This window comes from Herbivorax alkaliphila, from assembly GCF_030848475.1.
Classification (GTDB): Bacteria; Bacillota; Clostridia; order Acetivibrionales; family Acetivibrionaceae; genus Herbivorax.
This window is the reverse complement of sequence record NZ_JAVDDS010000011.1, coordinates 45907-61621: the sequence shown is the minus strand read 5'-3', so window position 1 is coordinate 61621 and position 15715 is coordinate 45907. Positions and strand designations below refer to the sequence as shown.

The 15715-nt window shown below is 31.1% G+C and carries 17 protein-coding genes; 4 read left to right on the top strand and 13 right to left on the bottom strand.

The genetic code is table 11. The features are described 5' to 3' along the window. Positions 1-3: 3 nt before the first annotated feature. The 7 genes from RBH29_RS05945 to RBH29_RS05915 form a co-directional block, all read right to left on the bottom strand. Positions 4-981, bottom strand: a complete 978-nt coding sequence (locus tag RBH29_RS05945; protein WP_306695857.1) for a PhoH family protein — start codon at positions 979-981, stop codon at positions 4-6. Further along, entirely contained in the window at positions 982-2175 is a 1194-nt protein-coding gene (gene yqfD, locus RBH29_RS05940) for a sporulation protein YqfD (RefSeq protein ID WP_306695856.1), read from the bottom strand. A gap of 124 nt (positions 2176-2299) precedes the next feature. After that, positions 2300-2599 (bottom strand): sporulation protein YqfC, encoded by a 300-nt coding sequence (gene yqfC, locus RBH29_RS05935; RefSeq protein ID WP_306695855.1) that lies wholly within the window; start codon positions 2597-2599, stop codon positions 2300-2302. A 74-nt stretch (positions 2600-2673) separates the two neighbouring features. After that, positions 2674-3600, bottom strand: a complete 927-nt coding sequence (gene pdaA, locus RBH29_RS05930) for a delta-lactam-biosynthetic de-N-acetylase (protein ID WP_306695854.1) — start codon at positions 3598-3600, stop codon at positions 2674-2676. 248 nt (positions 3601-3848) lie between these two features. Continuing rightward, positions 3849-4556, bottom strand: a complete 708-nt coding sequence (locus RBH29_RS05925) for a DUF881 domain-containing protein (RefSeq protein ID WP_306695853.1) — start codon at positions 4554-4556, stop codon at positions 3849-3851. 42 nt (positions 4557-4598) lie between these two features. Next, on the bottom strand, positions 4599-5285 hold the full coding sequence (locus RBH29_RS05920) for a DUF881 domain-containing protein (RefSeq protein ID WP_306695852.1): 687 nt from the start codon (positions 5283-5285) through the stop codon (positions 4599-4601). After that, positions 5282-6001, bottom strand: coding sequence for a DUF881 domain-containing protein (locus RBH29_RS05915; protein WP_306695851.1), 720 nt, complete (start codon positions 5999-6001; stop codon positions 5282-5284). The genes RBH29_RS05920 and RBH29_RS05915 overlap by 4 nt, the downstream gene beginning before the upstream one ends. A gap of 270 nt (positions 6002-6271) precedes the next feature. Here RBH29_RS05915 and RBH29_RS05910 point away from each other — a divergent pair, with 270 nt between their 5' ends. Continuing rightward, positions 6272-6607 (top strand): hypothetical protein, encoded by a 336-nt coding sequence (locus RBH29_RS05910; protein WP_306695850.1) that lies wholly within the window; start codon positions 6272-6274, stop codon positions 6605-6607. A gap of 154 nt (positions 6608-6761) precedes the next feature. On the opposite strand, the gene RBH29_RS05905 is transcribed toward RBH29_RS05910, so the two are convergent. Then, positions 6762-9215: a mannose-1-phosphate guanyltransferase gene (locus RBH29_RS05905; RefSeq protein ID WP_306695849.1), complete on the bottom strand. Its 2454-nt coding sequence runs from the start codon at positions 9213-9215 to the stop codon at positions 6762-6764. Positions 9216-9548: 333 nt separating this feature from the next. Between RBH29_RS05905 and RBH29_RS05900 the strand changes: the two genes are divergently transcribed. The 3 genes from RBH29_RS05900 (at position 9549) to RBH29_RS05890 (ending at position 11463) form a co-directional block, all read left to right on the top strand. Continuing rightward, positions 9549-9971, top strand: coding sequence for a hypothetical protein (locus tag RBH29_RS05900; RefSeq protein WP_306695848.1), 423 nt, complete (start codon positions 9549-9551; stop codon positions 9969-9971). Positions 9972-10160: 189 nt separating this feature from the next. After that, complete coding sequence (locus RBH29_RS05895; protein ID WP_306695847.1) at positions 10161-10418, top strand: transcription initiation factor IIE; 258 nt, start codon at positions 10161-10163, stop codon at positions 10416-10418. A 76-nt stretch (positions 10419-10494) separates the two neighbouring features. After that, positions 10495-11463 carry a dTDP-glucose 4,6-dehydratase gene (locus RBH29_RS05890; protein WP_306695846.1) on the top strand — a complete coding sequence of 323 codons (969 nt, stop codon included), beginning with the start codon at positions 10495-10497 and terminating at the stop codon, positions 11461-11463. 163 nt (positions 11464-11626) lie between these two features. Here RBH29_RS05890 and RBH29_RS05885 read toward each other — a convergent pair whose 3' ends face one another. The 5 genes from RBH29_RS05885 to RBH29_RS05865 form a co-directional block, all read right to left on the bottom strand. Then, positions 11627-11890, bottom strand: coding sequence for a DUF3343 domain-containing protein (locus RBH29_RS05885; RefSeq protein ID WP_306695845.1), 264 nt, complete (start codon positions 11888-11890; stop codon positions 11627-11629). 14 nt (positions 11891-11904) lie between these two features. Continuing rightward, positions 11905-12666 (bottom strand): hypothetical protein, encoded by a 762-nt coding sequence (locus tag RBH29_RS05880; protein WP_306695844.1) that lies wholly within the window; start codon positions 12664-12666, stop codon positions 11905-11907. 189 nt (positions 12667-12855) lie between these two features. After that, the gene (gene larE, locus RBH29_RS05875; RefSeq protein WP_306695843.1) at positions 12856-13689 is read right to left on the bottom strand and encodes an ATP-dependent sacrificial sulfur transferase LarE; all 834 of its coding nucleotides are present in this window, start codon (positions 13687-13689) and stop codon (positions 12856-12858) included. Between the two features lie 38 nt (positions 13690-13727). After that, positions 13728-14519 carry an aminotransferase class IV gene (locus RBH29_RS05870; protein WP_306695842.1) on the bottom strand — a complete coding sequence of 264 codons (792 nt, stop codon included), beginning with the start codon at positions 14517-14519 and terminating at the stop codon, positions 13728-13730. A gap of 21 nt (positions 14520-14540) precedes the next feature. Then, entirely contained in the window at positions 14541-15713 is a 1173-nt protein-coding gene (locus RBH29_RS05865; protein ID WP_306695841.1) for a YibE/F family protein, read from the bottom strand. Positions 15714-15715: the final 2 nt, after the last annotated feature.

Below are 15715 nucleotides of genomic sequence, written 5' to 3'. Positions count from 1 at the left end.
AAGTCAGGAACGCTTACTTTTCAATTTATCGTATTTTTCATAAGCTTGTATTATTTTTTGAACCAGTTCATGCCTTACTACATCCCTGTCAGATAAATATACAAAACCTAGACCTTTAATATTTTTTAAAATCTTAATAACTTCTTTTAAACCAGACTTTTTGTCCTGTGGCAAATCCATCTGAGTTATATCCCCAGTTACAACAGCTTTAGAACCAAATCCAATACGGGTTAAAAACATTTTCATTTGTTCAGGTGTGGTGTTTTGTGCTTCATCTAATATTATAAAGGAATCATCTAAAGTTCTTCCTCTCATATAAGCTAAAGGCACAACTTCAATCATACCCTTTTCAACATATTTTTGATAAGCATCAAATCCCATCATCTCGTAAAGAGAATCATATAAAGGCCTTAAATATGGATCCACTTTATTCTGCAAATCCCCTGGCAAAAAACCAAGCTTCTCACCTGCTTCTACAGCAGGTCTTGTAAGAACTATTCTGTCCACTTCTTTGTTTTTAAAAGCAGTCACTGCCATTGCTACAGCTAAAAAAGTCTTCCCTGTACCAGCAGGCCCAATGCCAAAAACCACATCATTAGTTCTTATTGTATCCACATATTTCTTCTGACCATGGGTTTTACATTTAATTTGCTTACCTCTTGCTGTAGTACAAATATTCTCAGCACTAAAATCTTTAACCTTGTCTATATGATTTTCACTTGCCAGTTGCACCAAATAACCAACGCTTTGTTTGGTTATAATATCTCCCTGTGCAACAAGGCTTATTAAACGTTTGAGAACAGTTTTAGCTTTTGAAACTTCTTCCTCACAACCTGATACCTTTATTTCATTGTCCCGAGAGATTATTTTTACATCAAATGCATCCTCTATAACTTGAACATTTTCATCAAAATTACCAAACAACTGCATGGCATGTTCAATTCTATCAACTTCTAATGTTATTTCTTTAAGACTTCCCAATCATTCTCCTCCAATCTTTTTTGTTATTCCAATGTTTTCTATACACTCAACAATAACATCTGCATAAATGCTACCATCATCTTTTTCTAAAAAATTAACCTTTTTATCTGCAATCTGTGATTCTTCAGGTGCTACCTTTAAAATCTCATTATATGCCGCATCTACAGCAGCCTCTTTAGCTTCCTCAATAGAAACTTTAGCTTCAACAATCACATTTTCATAATATCTTTCGACAATAATACCAAATGGCAACACTAAATTTTCACCTATTGACAATACTTTTTTTGTCTTTTCTTCTTCATGCTCTTCATAGTCCACCTCTTTATGAAAAAAGGGAACTGTTTTTCTAAAAAACATTAAAGAAACATTATTTTTTTTACTTCCCGTCCTTATCTCTTCTGTTACCTTTAAATGTATTGGTTGCTTGTTTTCATACCATGTCCTAGCCATTACCTCACCCATTGCATGAACCACTCTAAAATCTTCCTCATCTAAGATAGGTATAGAACCTGATATTAGTACATCACCTTTTTTTACAGTATCTCCTTCACTTAACGTGGAATAACCATCTTTTACAATCAAAGATTCAATAATACCATCTTTAGATGCCACCACATCACAGGGTACATCCTTAGGAATTATTTTAGGTGGTTCTACTCTCTCAGCTACATTAACCTTTAACTTAGTGCCTTGTATCATGACATTTACCCAAGATAGCTCATCTATTTCAATAATAATACTGTTTGCAAGGCTTTCTGTATTAACTCCATATTTTAATATTCCAGGCCCAATTCCTTTTTCATCCAAGTAATCCATTATCAGCTCAGTCTCGACTTTTTCATTTCCTGTAATTTCAACTGTCCATACGAATGATGTCATGATATAAAAAAGTACAACAAACACTAACGATCCAAGTATAAAAGTTTTTCTTTCTTTATACCTGCTTATTATAAAGGGTATTCCCTTTTTTTCAATAATTCTTACGCTACATCCAGTTTTTCTAGCAACAGGTCTTAAAAGCCTAAAGCCTTTTATACTGATTTTAAGTTTCATCTTGCTGTTTTTTTTCTTTTTAATATCCCATAAATATATCTGCCTTTTAATACATATATTGACAAACTTCTCTAAGAAATATCCTTCAACCATTATAATAACATATCCTCTGATATAATTCCACAATCTTAATAATAACATTTTGATTCTCCCATATATCTTTTAATCTAGCTTCATACTATTAAAGATGAAGATCAATATCCCAGAAACTAAAGTTTATTCACTCCATATTTTCATTCACTTAAAAACCTAAGCTCGTACTCACTCACTTCAAAAACTCTACAGATGTTATTTCACCATAAATCAACAAATCCTCTGATGTTATTTCCTTAATAAAAAGTTTATTTCCCACAACCCTTATAATGCCTTTATTAGTATTTATTCTTAACCTGTCGTTTTCATACTCAATAATGCCTTTATAGTTTTCAACCACCATATTTTTATTACCGTACATAGTGGTTTTAGGTAAGTCCAATATAATTTCTTTTGGAATCTCTAAAAACTCAGCCATCTTTTCTTTAATGCTGTTTTTATTTTTTTCAGCTTTTTTTTTTCTCCCTGACATAGGTACTCTCCCTGTAATAATTATTTTGCTTTTATTTGTTTTAAAGCTCTGCCTTCTATTAGGCGAAGTTTTTATTATAAGTCATTTACATCTCCAAATTCAAATCCTCTCTCTCTAGCTCCCTTAATAATCATGTCAATTGCGTCTGCATTATCCTTTGAGACTGCATGAAGTAAAATCACTGCACCATTGTGAAGATTGTTCATAACCTTTTCATAGGCATACTCTTTACCTCTAATTCTATCTGTATACCAATCATCATATGCAAAGCTCCAAAAGAGATTTGTATATCCAAGTTTTTTTGTAACAGCCAGTGTTCTCTCACTATATTCTCCCTTAGGAGGTCTTAAATATTTCATGTTTTCACCGAAAATATCATAAAAAGCTCTATCAAGGCCTAAAATTTCTTCTTCTATCTTTTGGTCAGCAATACTTGGAAGGCTTGGATGGTGTACTGTATGATTCCCAACCACGTGTCCTTCTTCGACCATTCTTCTTACAAAGTCTTCATGCTCTTTTAAATAGGGACCTGTTATAAAAAATATGGCATTAACATTGTTATCTCTTAGAGCATCAAGAATCTTAGCAGTATAACCTTTTTCATAACCCTCATCAAAAGTAAGATATATTTTGTTTTGAGAAGTATCCCCTAAGTAGGCACCTCCATATTTTTCTAAAAGCTCTGGAGCACCGGGATCTGCATCAGGTATTTCATTATAACCATTCCTTGATATTCCCCACCTTAATAATTTATTGCTATGGGAATCTGTACTAAATGCATCTACAAAAACATCTTCGTACTCAGGTATTTCATCTATTACTCCTTCACTTAAAAGTCCTGTAATTTCATTGCTAAAATCTATATTTTCAAGACTGACAGAATAGACCTCTTTTAAATCAGGCTCTTTTAGCTCATCTCCACTTGTTTTTTCTCCTGTTATAAAGTAAACTGCAATAATAATAGCCAATACAATAAAACCAATAAAAGCTTTATTTTTCATACTAACCCTCCATATAAGTCAAGTAATATCCACCTACAATATTTATATAATTAAATATCACAAAAAATAACCTGTTCAATATAAAAAAGTCGGCTTCGCCGATTTAAAGCTAGGGTAATTCTTTAAAGTACAGCCTTTCGGTAGACTTTTTTGATGCCAGAAAGCAATGCTCTTTCTTAGCCATTAAAAAAAAACACCTCCTTAACAGGAAGTGCTTTGAGATTTGTGTAAAATCTTGCATATATCTATCAATCTACAGGACTTAACAAATCATATTTTAAAACTGAACCATCATCTCTTATCGCGGGAATAACTATATCTTCTTTTTTTTCAACACTGATTTGATAACCAGCCCTCCTTAACATATCTACAATTCCTTCCAACATATGCAATGAATTGTCCAGTTTAACAGGGTCACCAATAACTTTTATAGTAAAAGGCGGCATATATTGTCTTCCATTTATCATCCATTTAGTAAAATCTTCCACTCCTTTAATCTCTGACATAGCTACTACTCTTTCATCATTTATCGATATTGCTTGAGCTTCTGATGCCTTTAAATCATTAATTAGCTCACCAAAACTATATGGACGTCTCATCCAAACAGCCATGTCAGCATCAACTGTTATAACAACACCATCTCCTTTTACATCAACTAGTCCTGCAATTATTTCAGCTCTTTCTATTTCTCTTATAATAGTTCGTTCAAGCATTTCAACATCGTCTATAGCATTCTTATACTCAGAGAGCTGATTTTGCAATTCCTCATTTCTACTTTTTAAGCTCTCATTTATTCTCTTTTCTTCAATAAGCTCATCTCTTAAATCTCCAAGCCCTTCACTATATATAGCATCAACAGCTCCCTCACTGTTAATACTTCTATACTGCCAAGACAGCATAGCACCTAACACAACACATACTAAAGCTATAGATATACTTCTGGCAAATTTCATCATCTTAAGCCTCCACTTTTTCTTTGCTGATTTTCCTTTCTTGAATCAATATACATATTTTAACAACGGATCCTCACCACTAATTTTAGGAATTATTATATCTTCCTTTCTTTCAAATTCTACTTCAAATGAACCTCTACGCCATCCTGTTTCAAATATTAATTCAATGGCATATATTAAATAATCTATATTATTAGGTGGCAATATAGCTTTAATAATATATGTTCCTTCATGATAATTGCCATTTATTTTATATACATTATCCTCTACAGCCTCAATCTCTGTTAAAACTGTAATTCTTTCCCCATTTATTGATATTGCCTGAGCTTCCCATGCTCTGAGCTGATTAATAACATTTAAAAAATCGCTTTCCGACATGTATCTATAAATAGGATCTATTGTAATAACAACACCTTCCCCTTTTACATCAACCAACCCTGCCAAAATTTGAGCATTTTTCATTTCTCTTCTTATTGTTTCGTCTATTTTTTGAATATCATCTTTTGCATATATATAATCATTTGTGTCTTTTTTTATTTCTTCAAGTCTTTCTTTTAAATTTTCATTTATTCTTTTTTCCTCAATAAGCTCTTCCTGTAAAGTATAAATATTTGTTCTTTGAGAACTTGTAGATCTATTATTGTTATCAATGCTCTTGTACTGCCAAGATACCATCGTTCCAATCAAAAAACAAATAATTGTCATAACCAAAATTCTTGTAAATTTTATCATTCAATAACCTCCACAACATTAGTCAAAATATCAGTATTTCCACTATATTTGGGTATAACAATATTTTTTTCATCTCTTATTTGATACCTTATGTTGTATACATCAAAAGTCGTAATTACCATAGAACTATTTAAAAAAGCCTCTCTAATTTTCTCTGCATCTCCAATAACTTTTATTTCATAGGGTACAGGGTATCTGTTTCTATTAATTCTCACCGTAGGACCTGCACAAACTATTTCAGTTGTAGATAATATCCTTTCATTATTTATAGATATAGCAATAGGTTCTGCCTTTTTTATATCATTTAACACTTCATACAAACTAAAATCATGCAGTACATAGTTAGAAACATCAGCACCTTCCACCTTTTCAAGTGCATCATTTAAAGTTATAATCACTCCGTCACCAACCACTTCTGTAAGACCTGCTGCCACTCTTGCCCTTTCCCATTCCTGGGTAATATCTGTGCTATCTCCCTCTTCCATTATATCTCTCAATATCGTATCTCTTCTCTTTATGCTTTCATTTAGCTCATCTCTCAAATTATTTCCAATCATTTTTTCACGTTCAAGCTCTTCTTGCAAAGACTCTACTGTTTCATCAGTTGACACCTCTTCTTCATTTGTGCTCATTACACTTCTAAATTGTAATGCCAGCACAAACCCTAAAATCATAAATACAAGCATCATTACATTTTTTTTATCACTTTTTATCATATTAAAACTTCCCTTTAGAGTTTTTAGATTTTAAACACCTTTAATTATAATTCTACAACAAAAAAAACCTATTTCAAGTAAATTAACAAATTCTTAAAAAAGTTTTTTAAGCAGGCTCCCTATAACGGAATTTACTAGTTTAATTATACTTTTTTTTCTAGCCCATGACAAGGCATTAGAAAAATTTTAATTTTCATAAAAATTACACTATAAAACTTTTATTTTGTGGTATAAAATATATAATAGAAAATAAAGCGAGGTGATACATATATGTTTTATCAAGTAAGATACCAAACAGGTGAAATTAAAGATGTTGCTAAAGAAATGAAAACTGGAAAAATACCATGTATGGATGTTAAGGATATGGACGAATTTATGTGGGTTACTAAAGAACTTGTAAAACAAGGTGTGTTTTTAGTTGAAAGTATACCTTTTGACAAAAGTGCAAGAAATCCAATAAAAGAACCTGAGTTTGAATTTAGAGCTGCATTTTCTTCTAATAAACCAGATTCTAATAATCCAATTGACAAGGACAATTTTATGTATATTGACTTTTACTTTGATCCATACGAAGAAAAAGATTATCAATCTATATTTGGAGATTAATTTACCAAAACTTTATATAAATTTTAGGGCATCAAGCCCTTTCGATATGAATTCTTTCACTTTTTTCCAAGACTTTATAAAAGGATGAAGATTTAAAATCTACCAATCTTCATCCTTTTTAAAACATTTTTCTCTTTACTTCTTAAAACTTTCATCAACTTTTATTTATCTCTCTTACTTTGTTTACATATTGATTGGTCAATTCCTCTGCAAATTCAGCTGAAAAACTTTCACTTTTTATTTTGCACAAAGGCTGCTCTGCATCTGGAAGAACTAAAACCCATCCCCCATCTTTAAATATTTTTACTCCTTCTAAAGTCTCTATACTTTCATTTTCATTTTCCTGTATTATTTGACGAATAACTTTTCCTTTAGAATTCCACGAACACTCAACTTCCCTCTCATTTATGTGAAAATCCGGTATCATGTCCACTAAATCTGACAGCATATAATTGTTTTCTTTCATAAAATCTAAAATTTTAACAATTCCAGCTATAGCATCAAAATTAAGTATAAACTGGTCATATACCTGTTCTTTTATATCACTTGCTAAAATCTTATTCATCAAATCCTGATGAGAAGTTTTAGTTCTTACTACTTTCCCATTATTTTTATCTGCCAGCTGTTCAATTACGTGACTGGTTGAAATTGGCACAACCACCGTTCCTCCATCAATGTTACGAAACATAATAAGTGAAATAAGTGCAGTAAACATATCATCTGTAACAATTCTTCCTGCATTATCAACTAGCATCATCTTTTCAGAAGTATCTTCAATAGAAACTCCTAAATCAAAATCTCCCATACTAACCATCTTAGCAAAATACTCTCTATTATTTATATTCATTTCTTTATTTCCATAATTAATATTAATATTTACCTTCTCTATTGAACATCCTAGACCTGTTAACAACTCTGTAACACTATTTAATATAGATTCTGATGAAGAATTTAAAGCAATCTTATAGTTTAATTTTTCAGATCTCACATTATTCACTATACTTCTAAGATAAAACTTGGTGTAATCAGGTATAACCTCAACATCTTTAATAGAACTTCCTTCACACCTACTAAAATCTTCTCTTTGAAACATTGTCTCTATTTTTCTCTCTGTTCCCCTCTCTATATTGCTTCCATTTTTATCTATAAAATCAATTTGCAATCTTCCTACATTTCTACTTGAAGTACCAATATGAATTCCTCCATCTGCACCATAAAATCTAACTGCAGATCTTATAACTGGTAAATGCATGGTTCCAAAGTCTAGCACCTTTAATCCTGCTGATACTAAGCCTGCAACAAAAGAAATTTTCAACATTTTTGCTGGATTTGAATTGTCTGAACTAACTGCCACTCTACCTTTCCCCTTAAATATAGATCCATATGCAGCACCTAATTTAGATGCATACTCCGGCGTTATATCTACATTTATTTCTCCTGCCATTCCTCTGAAACCAAAAATAGAACGTATAAACTTAGATCCCCACACAAGATTTGAGTTAACCTCTGTTTCTTCTTCTACAATTTTATCAGGCCATATTTTTATATTAGGCTTTATTATTGCATTTTCTTTAACAACCGTCCCGTCACCAATAACTGAATTTTCAAAAGAGGATACATTTTCTTTAAGGTTTACCTTATCGCAAACAACTGCACCTCTTAGTTGAATATTACTTTCCAAAACACTGTTTTTCCATATAACGCTTCTTTTTATTCCACTTCTTTCACCAACTATATTATTTTCTCCTAAAACTGTAAAACTTCCTAACACAGCACCTTTTTTTATCTTTGTATTTGCTCCTATTACACATGGAGCTTCTATTATCACATTATCTTCAATACTACAATCTTCCCCTGCCCATACTCCATTCTCAATCTCATTTCCAGGTATACTTACATTTACACGTTTTTCTAGCACATCCTTATGAGCTTGGCTATATGCATTTAAGTCTCCTATGTCACACCAATACTCTTCACTTACATATCCATACATAGGCTTATTATCTTTTAGCAAAAGTGGAAAAAGGTCTTTGCTAAAATCAAATATTTCATCTTTATTATAATACTTTAACACTTCCGGTGAAAGAATGTATATTCCAGTATTTACTGTATCACTAAAAACTTCGCCCCAGCTTGGTTTTTCTAAAAATCTAGTTATTCTACCTTCTTCATCAGTTACAACCACACCATACTCAAGTGGAATCTCAACTTTTTTAAGAACGAGGGTAGCCATTGACTTTTTACTAAAATGAAAATCTATAGCCTTACTCAAATCAATATCCGTAAGTGCATCACCGCTTATGACAATAAAAGTATCATCTAGAAAATCTTCTGCATTCTTAACACTCCCAGCTGTCCCCATTGGTTTATCTTCTATATAATACTTTAAATTTACACCATATTCTCTTCCATCATTAAAATAATTTTTAATTTTATTAGGCATATACTGCAATGTAACAGCAATATCTGTAAGGCTGTGTTTTTTCAGTAACTCTATAATATGCTCCATAACAGGTTTATTCACCATAGGTACCATAGGTTTAGGAATATTACATGTAAGCGGCCTTAGCCTAGTACCTTCTCCTCCCGCCATGATAACTGATTTCATTTAATTCATCCTTTCATTAATTTATTACTTAAAACACAAAAACCATTTATAAACTAATTACTTTTCTCAACTCTCTAAAACAAAGTTTTGCTATACTTTTCTCAAAGAATTTTTTATCATAAGTTTTTAAAAATAAACATTATACAACTCAAAATTTAAAATGTAATTTACTTAGTTTAGTTCTACATAATTAAAGCTTTTGTAATATTGACATATTTAATTCATTTTAAAATTATTCAAGTTTGTTATTTTTTGTTTTTTAAAAGAGAGAATTTCTCTAATAGTAACATTTTATTTTGCTATAAAATATAATAATGCAAAGGGGGAATAATTATGTTTTTTTATAATAGACATTTATATTCACAAAGGCCAAAAATAGAACATAAACAATCAAATAATAAAGAAACCGTAGATATACCAAATCTAAAAAAGGTGATTTTAGAAAGCCTAGAATATCTATCTGACAATATGGATCAATTAAAAGAAACAATTAATAAACTCAATGAAAAAATAGACAATATCGAGGCAAAACAAAATTTTTTAGAAAACCAAATTGACCCGGAAAACCTTTCAGAAGATAGAATTTCCCAATCTGATTTATTAAACATTAAGTCAGAACTTGATTTATTAAAAAAAGAAAAAAATAATTACCAAAACAATGACCATTATTTAGAACCAAATAACCAACCTGTTATGCCTGGCTCTGGATTTGCAAGTATAACAACAGAATACTTAAAAAATCTCAAGGACAAATAATTTATTTTTAAGTAACATAAATTCATTATTTGAATATTATGCTAAGTAATGGTTAGGAAATAACATCCCATTCTCATCGCCCAAAACACGTTAAATCATCAGGATTTTGTCTTTGAGAATAGGGCGTTATTTCTAAGGCATTCCTAAGTCAGTAAAGTAAATTTTTATTTTTGAAAGGAGACTTATATTATGAAATATCAACAGGATTTTATTGGCTCAAAATCTGAATTTGCGGAGTTTATTAAAAAAACCTTTCCAGAACTTTTTGCGGAAAAACTTAATGTAGAAGGAAAAACTGTAGTAATTCCCGGGGATAAAGAATTAAATTACAAATTAAAATTCACTGAAGATAACAGAGGTGCTTCTTTCCTTTTAAAAGCTTCTTGGGATAATGAAATCGAAGAGGAAGACGACGATGACGATGACGATGAAATGTATGTTGACTAAAAAATTAATTCTCACACTATAAAGACACTTTAATGTACTTATCTTAAATGAAGGCAAAAACAAGGATGTGATTTAAATGAGGGTAATACTCATAACTGGAGGCACAGGATTTATCGGCAGTAACTTTATAAAATACTTTATACGTAGAAACAAAGATTTTGTTGTTATAAATATGGATAATCTTGGTCCTATGTCAAATCTCAATAATCTTAAGGAGTTAGAGAGATCTCCAAGATATCATTTTGTAAATGGAAGCATATGCAACCAAGAACTTGTTAACTATGTTATAAAAAGACATAGACCAGATATAATAATTAATTTTGCAGCGGAAACAAATGTAAATAAAAGCCTTGCAAACCCTATGATATTTTCACAGACAAATATACTCGGTACTCTTACTCTTTTAGAAAGTGCAAGGTATTTTTGGGGTAAGAACAATTTTAAAGGCAAACGTTTTATTCAATTATCCACTTCTCAGGTTTATGGAAGTACTTACAAAGAAGATGATTTCTTTACAGAAGAATCCCCTATTTCCCCACAAAACCCTTATGCAGCATCAAAGGCCAGTGCTGATCTTGTTGTAAAATCCTTTTATGACTCTTATGGATTTCCTGCAATAATAGCAAGGTGTTGCCAGAACTATGGACCTTTTCAAAATACTGAAGAATTTATTCCATCATGCATTATTAATATCTTAAATAATAGAGACATTTCTACAAAACCTGATGTATTGACAAAAAAAGAGTGGATTCATGTTTTAGATAACTGTGTTGGTCTAATAAGAATAATTTTTTACGGAAAAACAGGGGAAATTTATAATATAGGTTCAGGATATGAACTTTCAAACTACGAAATAGCTCAGGAACTTTTAAAACTTTCAGGTAAAACTTATGATACAGTTAAACCTGAAAGCAACATACGCTGTGGTTTAAATAGTTACAAATTAAAAAATAATTTAAAATGGGGTGTAAAATATCCTATTGCAGAAGGATTAATAGATACCATCCACTGGTACAAGTCAGCTTTTCTCAATAAGAATATATAGTGACTACAAAGAAAAGCACTCTAAAAATAATGTTTATAGGGTGCTTTTTCTTTGTCTTAAATACCATTATCCATTTAAAAACTCAAAACATAGTCCTCACTTTAGACTAAAGTGAGGACTATCAGTTATCGGTGGGGGTTATCTACTGGAAGTGTTTTTATATTTATATATTAATATCATAGTAGTAGGCTCTCTCAGGTGTTATAACTTCTTTGTATACTTTGCATTCTGGTAATCCTGAGCGTCTTATCAAATCAATTGATTTATTAAGATCTGCATATTGAAATTTAACTCCCAAATTACAAAGATCTGTCATTATTTCTCTTGGCATATAAGTTATTTCACAACTTACACCTTCATCCTTCATTCTGCGTTCAAGTATAAATGCATGTGACCTTACTTCTACACCTGCATAATAATATTCCATAAGCTCACCCCGAATTACTCTTCACTATATTCTCTTTTTTTGTCTAATGGATTCCATTTTTGATCTGGAAAAAATTTATCAGGGAATGGTGTTTTTCTCCTATCATTAAATGTCTTACAGTTCTGAGCATGTGTAACAACCTGCTCAGGAGGCACTGGACAGTATCCATATGATGGCATCAATAACTGTACAACACACTCGCATTTAACAATAAAAAACACTCCTATGTCAAGGGTTAACATACCAGTAGCTTGGTTTAGCACATCATTAAAAGCTTCAGCTAATGCTTCAACTTTTATAAGTGTTCCCTCAGCATCACGTTTTTTCTTTTTCTTAGGACTAGTCCAGAAATTATCACATGTCTTTGCGGCTCCTACCTGTGCTATACAGTTAGGACAGTAAATTTCGTTAACTGTGATATTAAAAGCCGCTTCATCAACCTGTTCTAATTGTTCTACTCCGTCAGAATAGTGAATTCTGTACCTTAACTTAACAAACAACTTTAATTTTTTATAACCTGGTCTTGTAAGTGAGTCTGTTTTTGAGATAACTTTAACTTCCACAATATTAAAGTCAGTGGCACCTTCATAAGTAAATACTGGATGACATATCTCTCCACCTTTTTTCAGGACAACCGTTCTGGATATACAATCTCTTAATGCAACCTGGTCAAATACCTTTGGAACTTGTATACACACCAACTCATTAGGCGGTGGAAAACAACCTGGATTTAAAATCTGACCCGCTTCAATTTTAGGACAACGTTCGCTAGACATAAAAAAACCTCCTTTTTACATAATACCTTAAAATATCCTGATGTCATTTGTGATTTATCCATTATTTTATCCATGCTCATCAATGAGCTGTAAGTATTCATCTACACTATTATTATATTAGGTATTATAAAAAAGGTTACACTTTTAAAGCATTATAGAAAAAAAATTGACATAATCAAATCTCTTTATTCACTCACTAGTAAATAGTTTTTTTTGCAAATTCAAAGTCTCATTCATACTCCCTGTCCTATATCCCTTTAAATCTAAGGCTGTATATAAAAAACCAATTTCTTTTAACTTATTTGATACACCCTCCATTACATTTTCATTAAAAAATTTTGATCTTTCATTTGAAGCTACTTCTATTCGTGCTATATCACCATGATGCCTTACTCTTACCTGTTTAAATCCCAGCTTGAGTAGATACTCCTCTGCCCTATCCACCATTTTAAGCTTTTTAGATGTTATTTTTTGACCATATGGAAACCTTGAAGACAAACATGCAAATGCAGGTTTGTTCCATGTTGAAAGATTCATTTCCTTTGACAATTTTCTTATATCATCTTTTGAAAGCTTTGCTTCTTTTAATGGACTTGATATTTTAAGTTCTTCTATCGCTTTTAATCCAGGCCTGTAATCTGATAAATCATCTACATTAGAACCATCTAAAACATATCTAACATTTTCAACTTTTGCTGACTTAATTATTTTAGAAAATAGTTCATGTTTGCAAAAATAACACCTGTCAGTGGGATTATCTGAAAAGCCTTCTATTTCAAGTTCCTCTGAAACTATTGTTATATGTTTTATTCCATGTTTTTTTGTAAAATTCACAGCTTCTTTGTATTCTCTTTCTGGAAAAGTCTCAGACCTAGCTGTTACAGCAATAGACCTGTTCCCTAATACATCCTGTGAAACCTTTAGCAAAAACGTACTATCAACTCCGCCTGAGAATGCCACAGCTACACTTTCCATAGATTTTAAATTTTCTTTTAATTTATTAAACTTTTCTCTAAGTTCCATAATTACCACCTACTTTAATTTTTTATTGAATTACTATATTATAAATTTTCAAACTCATTAATATAGTCTCTATAAAAAAAGTCTTTCATTTTTATTTTTTTATCTTCTATGTAAGAAATCCCCATAATTCCAATAACAGAATTGGTGACAAAAGCATAATCACAATCTAATAAATCCTCAACACTATATTTACCCTGGTATACCTTTATCCCTAACTTATCAGCTTTTTTTATCACCCATTCTCTTATAACCCCTGGCAAAAGACCACATTCTAAAGTTGGAGTATAAATAACATTATTTTTTACAAAAAACATATTGCACCTTGTTGTCTCTGTTATCTCATTATCTGTATTTAAAAATAATGCATCATTAAAGCCTTCTTCTAAAGCCTTTTGTGAAATAATATAATTTTCTAAATAATTAGAAGTTTTGTGCCTTAAAACATATGATTCCTTACTTTTTTTAACATCAGAAATTTTAAGCTTATATCCGCTTTTATAGTTTTCTTCAGAAAGTGTATTTTCCCTAGTACTGATTATAACTTTAGACTTTATATTTTTTAGTTTGTTACCATATGTTACAGTAACCCTCATTACTTTGTTTTGAATATTATTTAATTCTACATATTTTAATATTTCTCTCTTTAAATTGGATTTTGAAAACTCTAAATTAAATTTTAAAAAGTCCATGGAATTAAAAAGCCTGTTTAAATGACCATCTAACAAAAAAATCTTTCCTTCTCTGTTAACTAAAAATGTCTCAAACAAACTAAATCCATATAATAATCCAAAATCATTTTTATCAATTCTATCTCCTATAACAATACTCAAAAATACCACACCTTTTTTACTTTATGCTTCAAGTTTTCCATCTGTTTTTATGTTTCTTTTATTTAAAAGAGTTGCCGCTGCAACTGCTGTCAAAGGAACAGTTACAACCAGTCCCATACTGCTTGATAATGCCCTTATAATTTCACCTGCTACAATCTCCCAGTTTATCAGCTCAATAAATGAAACATTATACGCCATAGAAAGTAATAAAAGAGGAATTGAAGCACTTGTATATGCTAAAATTAAAGTATTTGCCATTGTGCCCAGTATGTCTCGCCCAACATTCATACCTGCTTTTATTAAATCTTTTGTATTTATATCCTCTTTAACTGCTGCCACTTCGGTTACAGAAGATGCTATTGAAATACCAACGTCCATAACTGCTCCCATTGCACCTATTAAAATACCAGAAAAAAGCAGCCCTCGAAAATCAAGTGCAATATCCAGTGGCGAAAATTGAAGCATTTGAGCTTCTTCACTTCCTAGACCTGTAAGACTTGTAACACTGCCCATTACAAGAGCAATGATACCAGCTGTAACAACTCCTCCAACTGTACCTATAATAGCAGAAAGAGATTTTTTATTAATACCGCTTACCAGTAAAAGTGTTAACCCTATAACTCCTGTGCATATAAGTACAGAAACAATTATAGGATTATAACCTTTTAAAATTAACGGAAGCATAACATAAATAACAGCAACACAAGTAATGCTAAGAGAAATTAACGCTTTAAAACCTTTCATCCTTCCAACAACAAGCATTAATAATATAAACGCTATAAGTAAGTATAAAATATATTTGTCCCTGACTACTTCAACAACATAAGCATTTTCTATTGAACCATCTTGTCCCTCATCAATATATAAAAATACATCCTGTCCTTCTGAAACTGTTATATTATATGCCTCATTAAAAGAGTTTAGTGAATTCTGAGCTTCTATAATTTCTCCTTTATAAATACCTTCAAGTATTTTTACCTCTAACAATTGAGTTTTTATTTCTAAATATCCACCTGAATCTATTTTTTCGCCTTCCATTTCACTTATATTTAAAACTTTTGCTCTAACTTGCTCTGGCAATTGATCTTCATCCTGCATGATTCGCCCAACATCTTCCTGTGCAAAGATAACAGAAAAGGAAAAAAGGAAGCATATACAAATTAAAAATAAAAGACTAAATTTCCACTTTTTCATAA

What these genes read in the sequence shown, in the direction of transcription:
- yqfD (WP_306695856.1), bottom strand. Translation starts at nt 2,175, where the DNA reads ATGTTATTATTAAGATTGTGGAATTATATCAGAGGATATGTTATTATA.
- yqfC (WP_306695855.1), bottom strand. Translation starts at nt 2,599, where the DNA reads ATGTCAGGGAGAAAAAAAAAAGCTGAAAAAAATAAAAACAGCATTAAA.
- pdaA (WP_306695854.1), bottom strand. Translation starts at nt 3,600, where the DNA reads ATGAAAAATAAAGCTTTTATTGGTTTTATTGTATTGGCTATTATTATT.
- RBH29_RS05925 (WP_306695853.1), bottom strand. Translation starts at nt 4,556, where the DNA reads ATGATGAAATTTGCCAGAAGTATATCTATAGCTTTAGTATGTGTTGTG.
- RBH29_RS05920 (WP_306695852.1), bottom strand. Translation starts at nt 5,285, where the DNA reads ATGATAAAATTTACAAGAATTTTGGTTATGACAATTATTTGTTTTTTG.
- RBH29_RS05915 (WP_306695851.1), bottom strand. Translation starts at nt 6,001, where the DNA reads ATGATAAAAAGTGATAAAAAAAATGTAATGATGCTTGTATTTATGATT.
- RBH29_RS05910 (WP_306695850.1), top strand. Translation starts at nt 6,272, where the DNA reads ATGTTTTATCAAGTAAGATACCAAACAGGTGAAATTAAAGATGTTGCT.
- RBH29_RS05905 (WP_306695849.1), bottom strand. Translation starts at nt 9,215, where the DNA reads ATGAAATCAGTTATCATGGCGGGAGGAGAAGGTACTAGGCTAAGGCCG.
- RBH29_RS05900 (WP_306695848.1), top strand. Translation starts at nt 9,549, where the DNA reads ATGTTTTTTTATAATAGACATTTATATTCACAAAGGCCAAAAATAGAA.
- RBH29_RS05895 (WP_306695847.1), top strand. Translation starts at nt 10,161, where the DNA reads ATGAAATATCAACAGGATTTTATTGGCTCAAAATCTGAATTTGCGGAG.
- RBH29_RS05890 (WP_306695846.1), top strand. Translation starts at nt 10,495, where the DNA reads ATGAGGGTAATACTCATAACTGGAGGCACAGGATTTATCGGCAGTAAC.
- RBH29_RS05885 (WP_306695845.1), bottom strand. Translation starts at nt 11,890, where the DNA reads ATGGAATATTATTATGCAGGTGTAGAAGTAAGGTCACATGCATTTATA.
- RBH29_RS05880 (WP_306695844.1), bottom strand. Translation starts at nt 12,666, where the DNA reads ATGTCTAGCGAACGTTGTCCTAAAATTGAAGCGGGTCAGATTTTAAAT.
- larE (WP_306695843.1), bottom strand. Translation starts at nt 13,689, where the DNA reads ATGGAACTTAGAGAAAAGTTTAATAAATTAAAAGAAAATTTAAAATCT.
- RBH29_RS05865 (WP_306695841.1), bottom strand. Translation starts at nt 15,713, where the DNA reads ATGAAAAAGTGGAAATTTAGTCTTTTATTTTTAATTTGTATATGCTTC.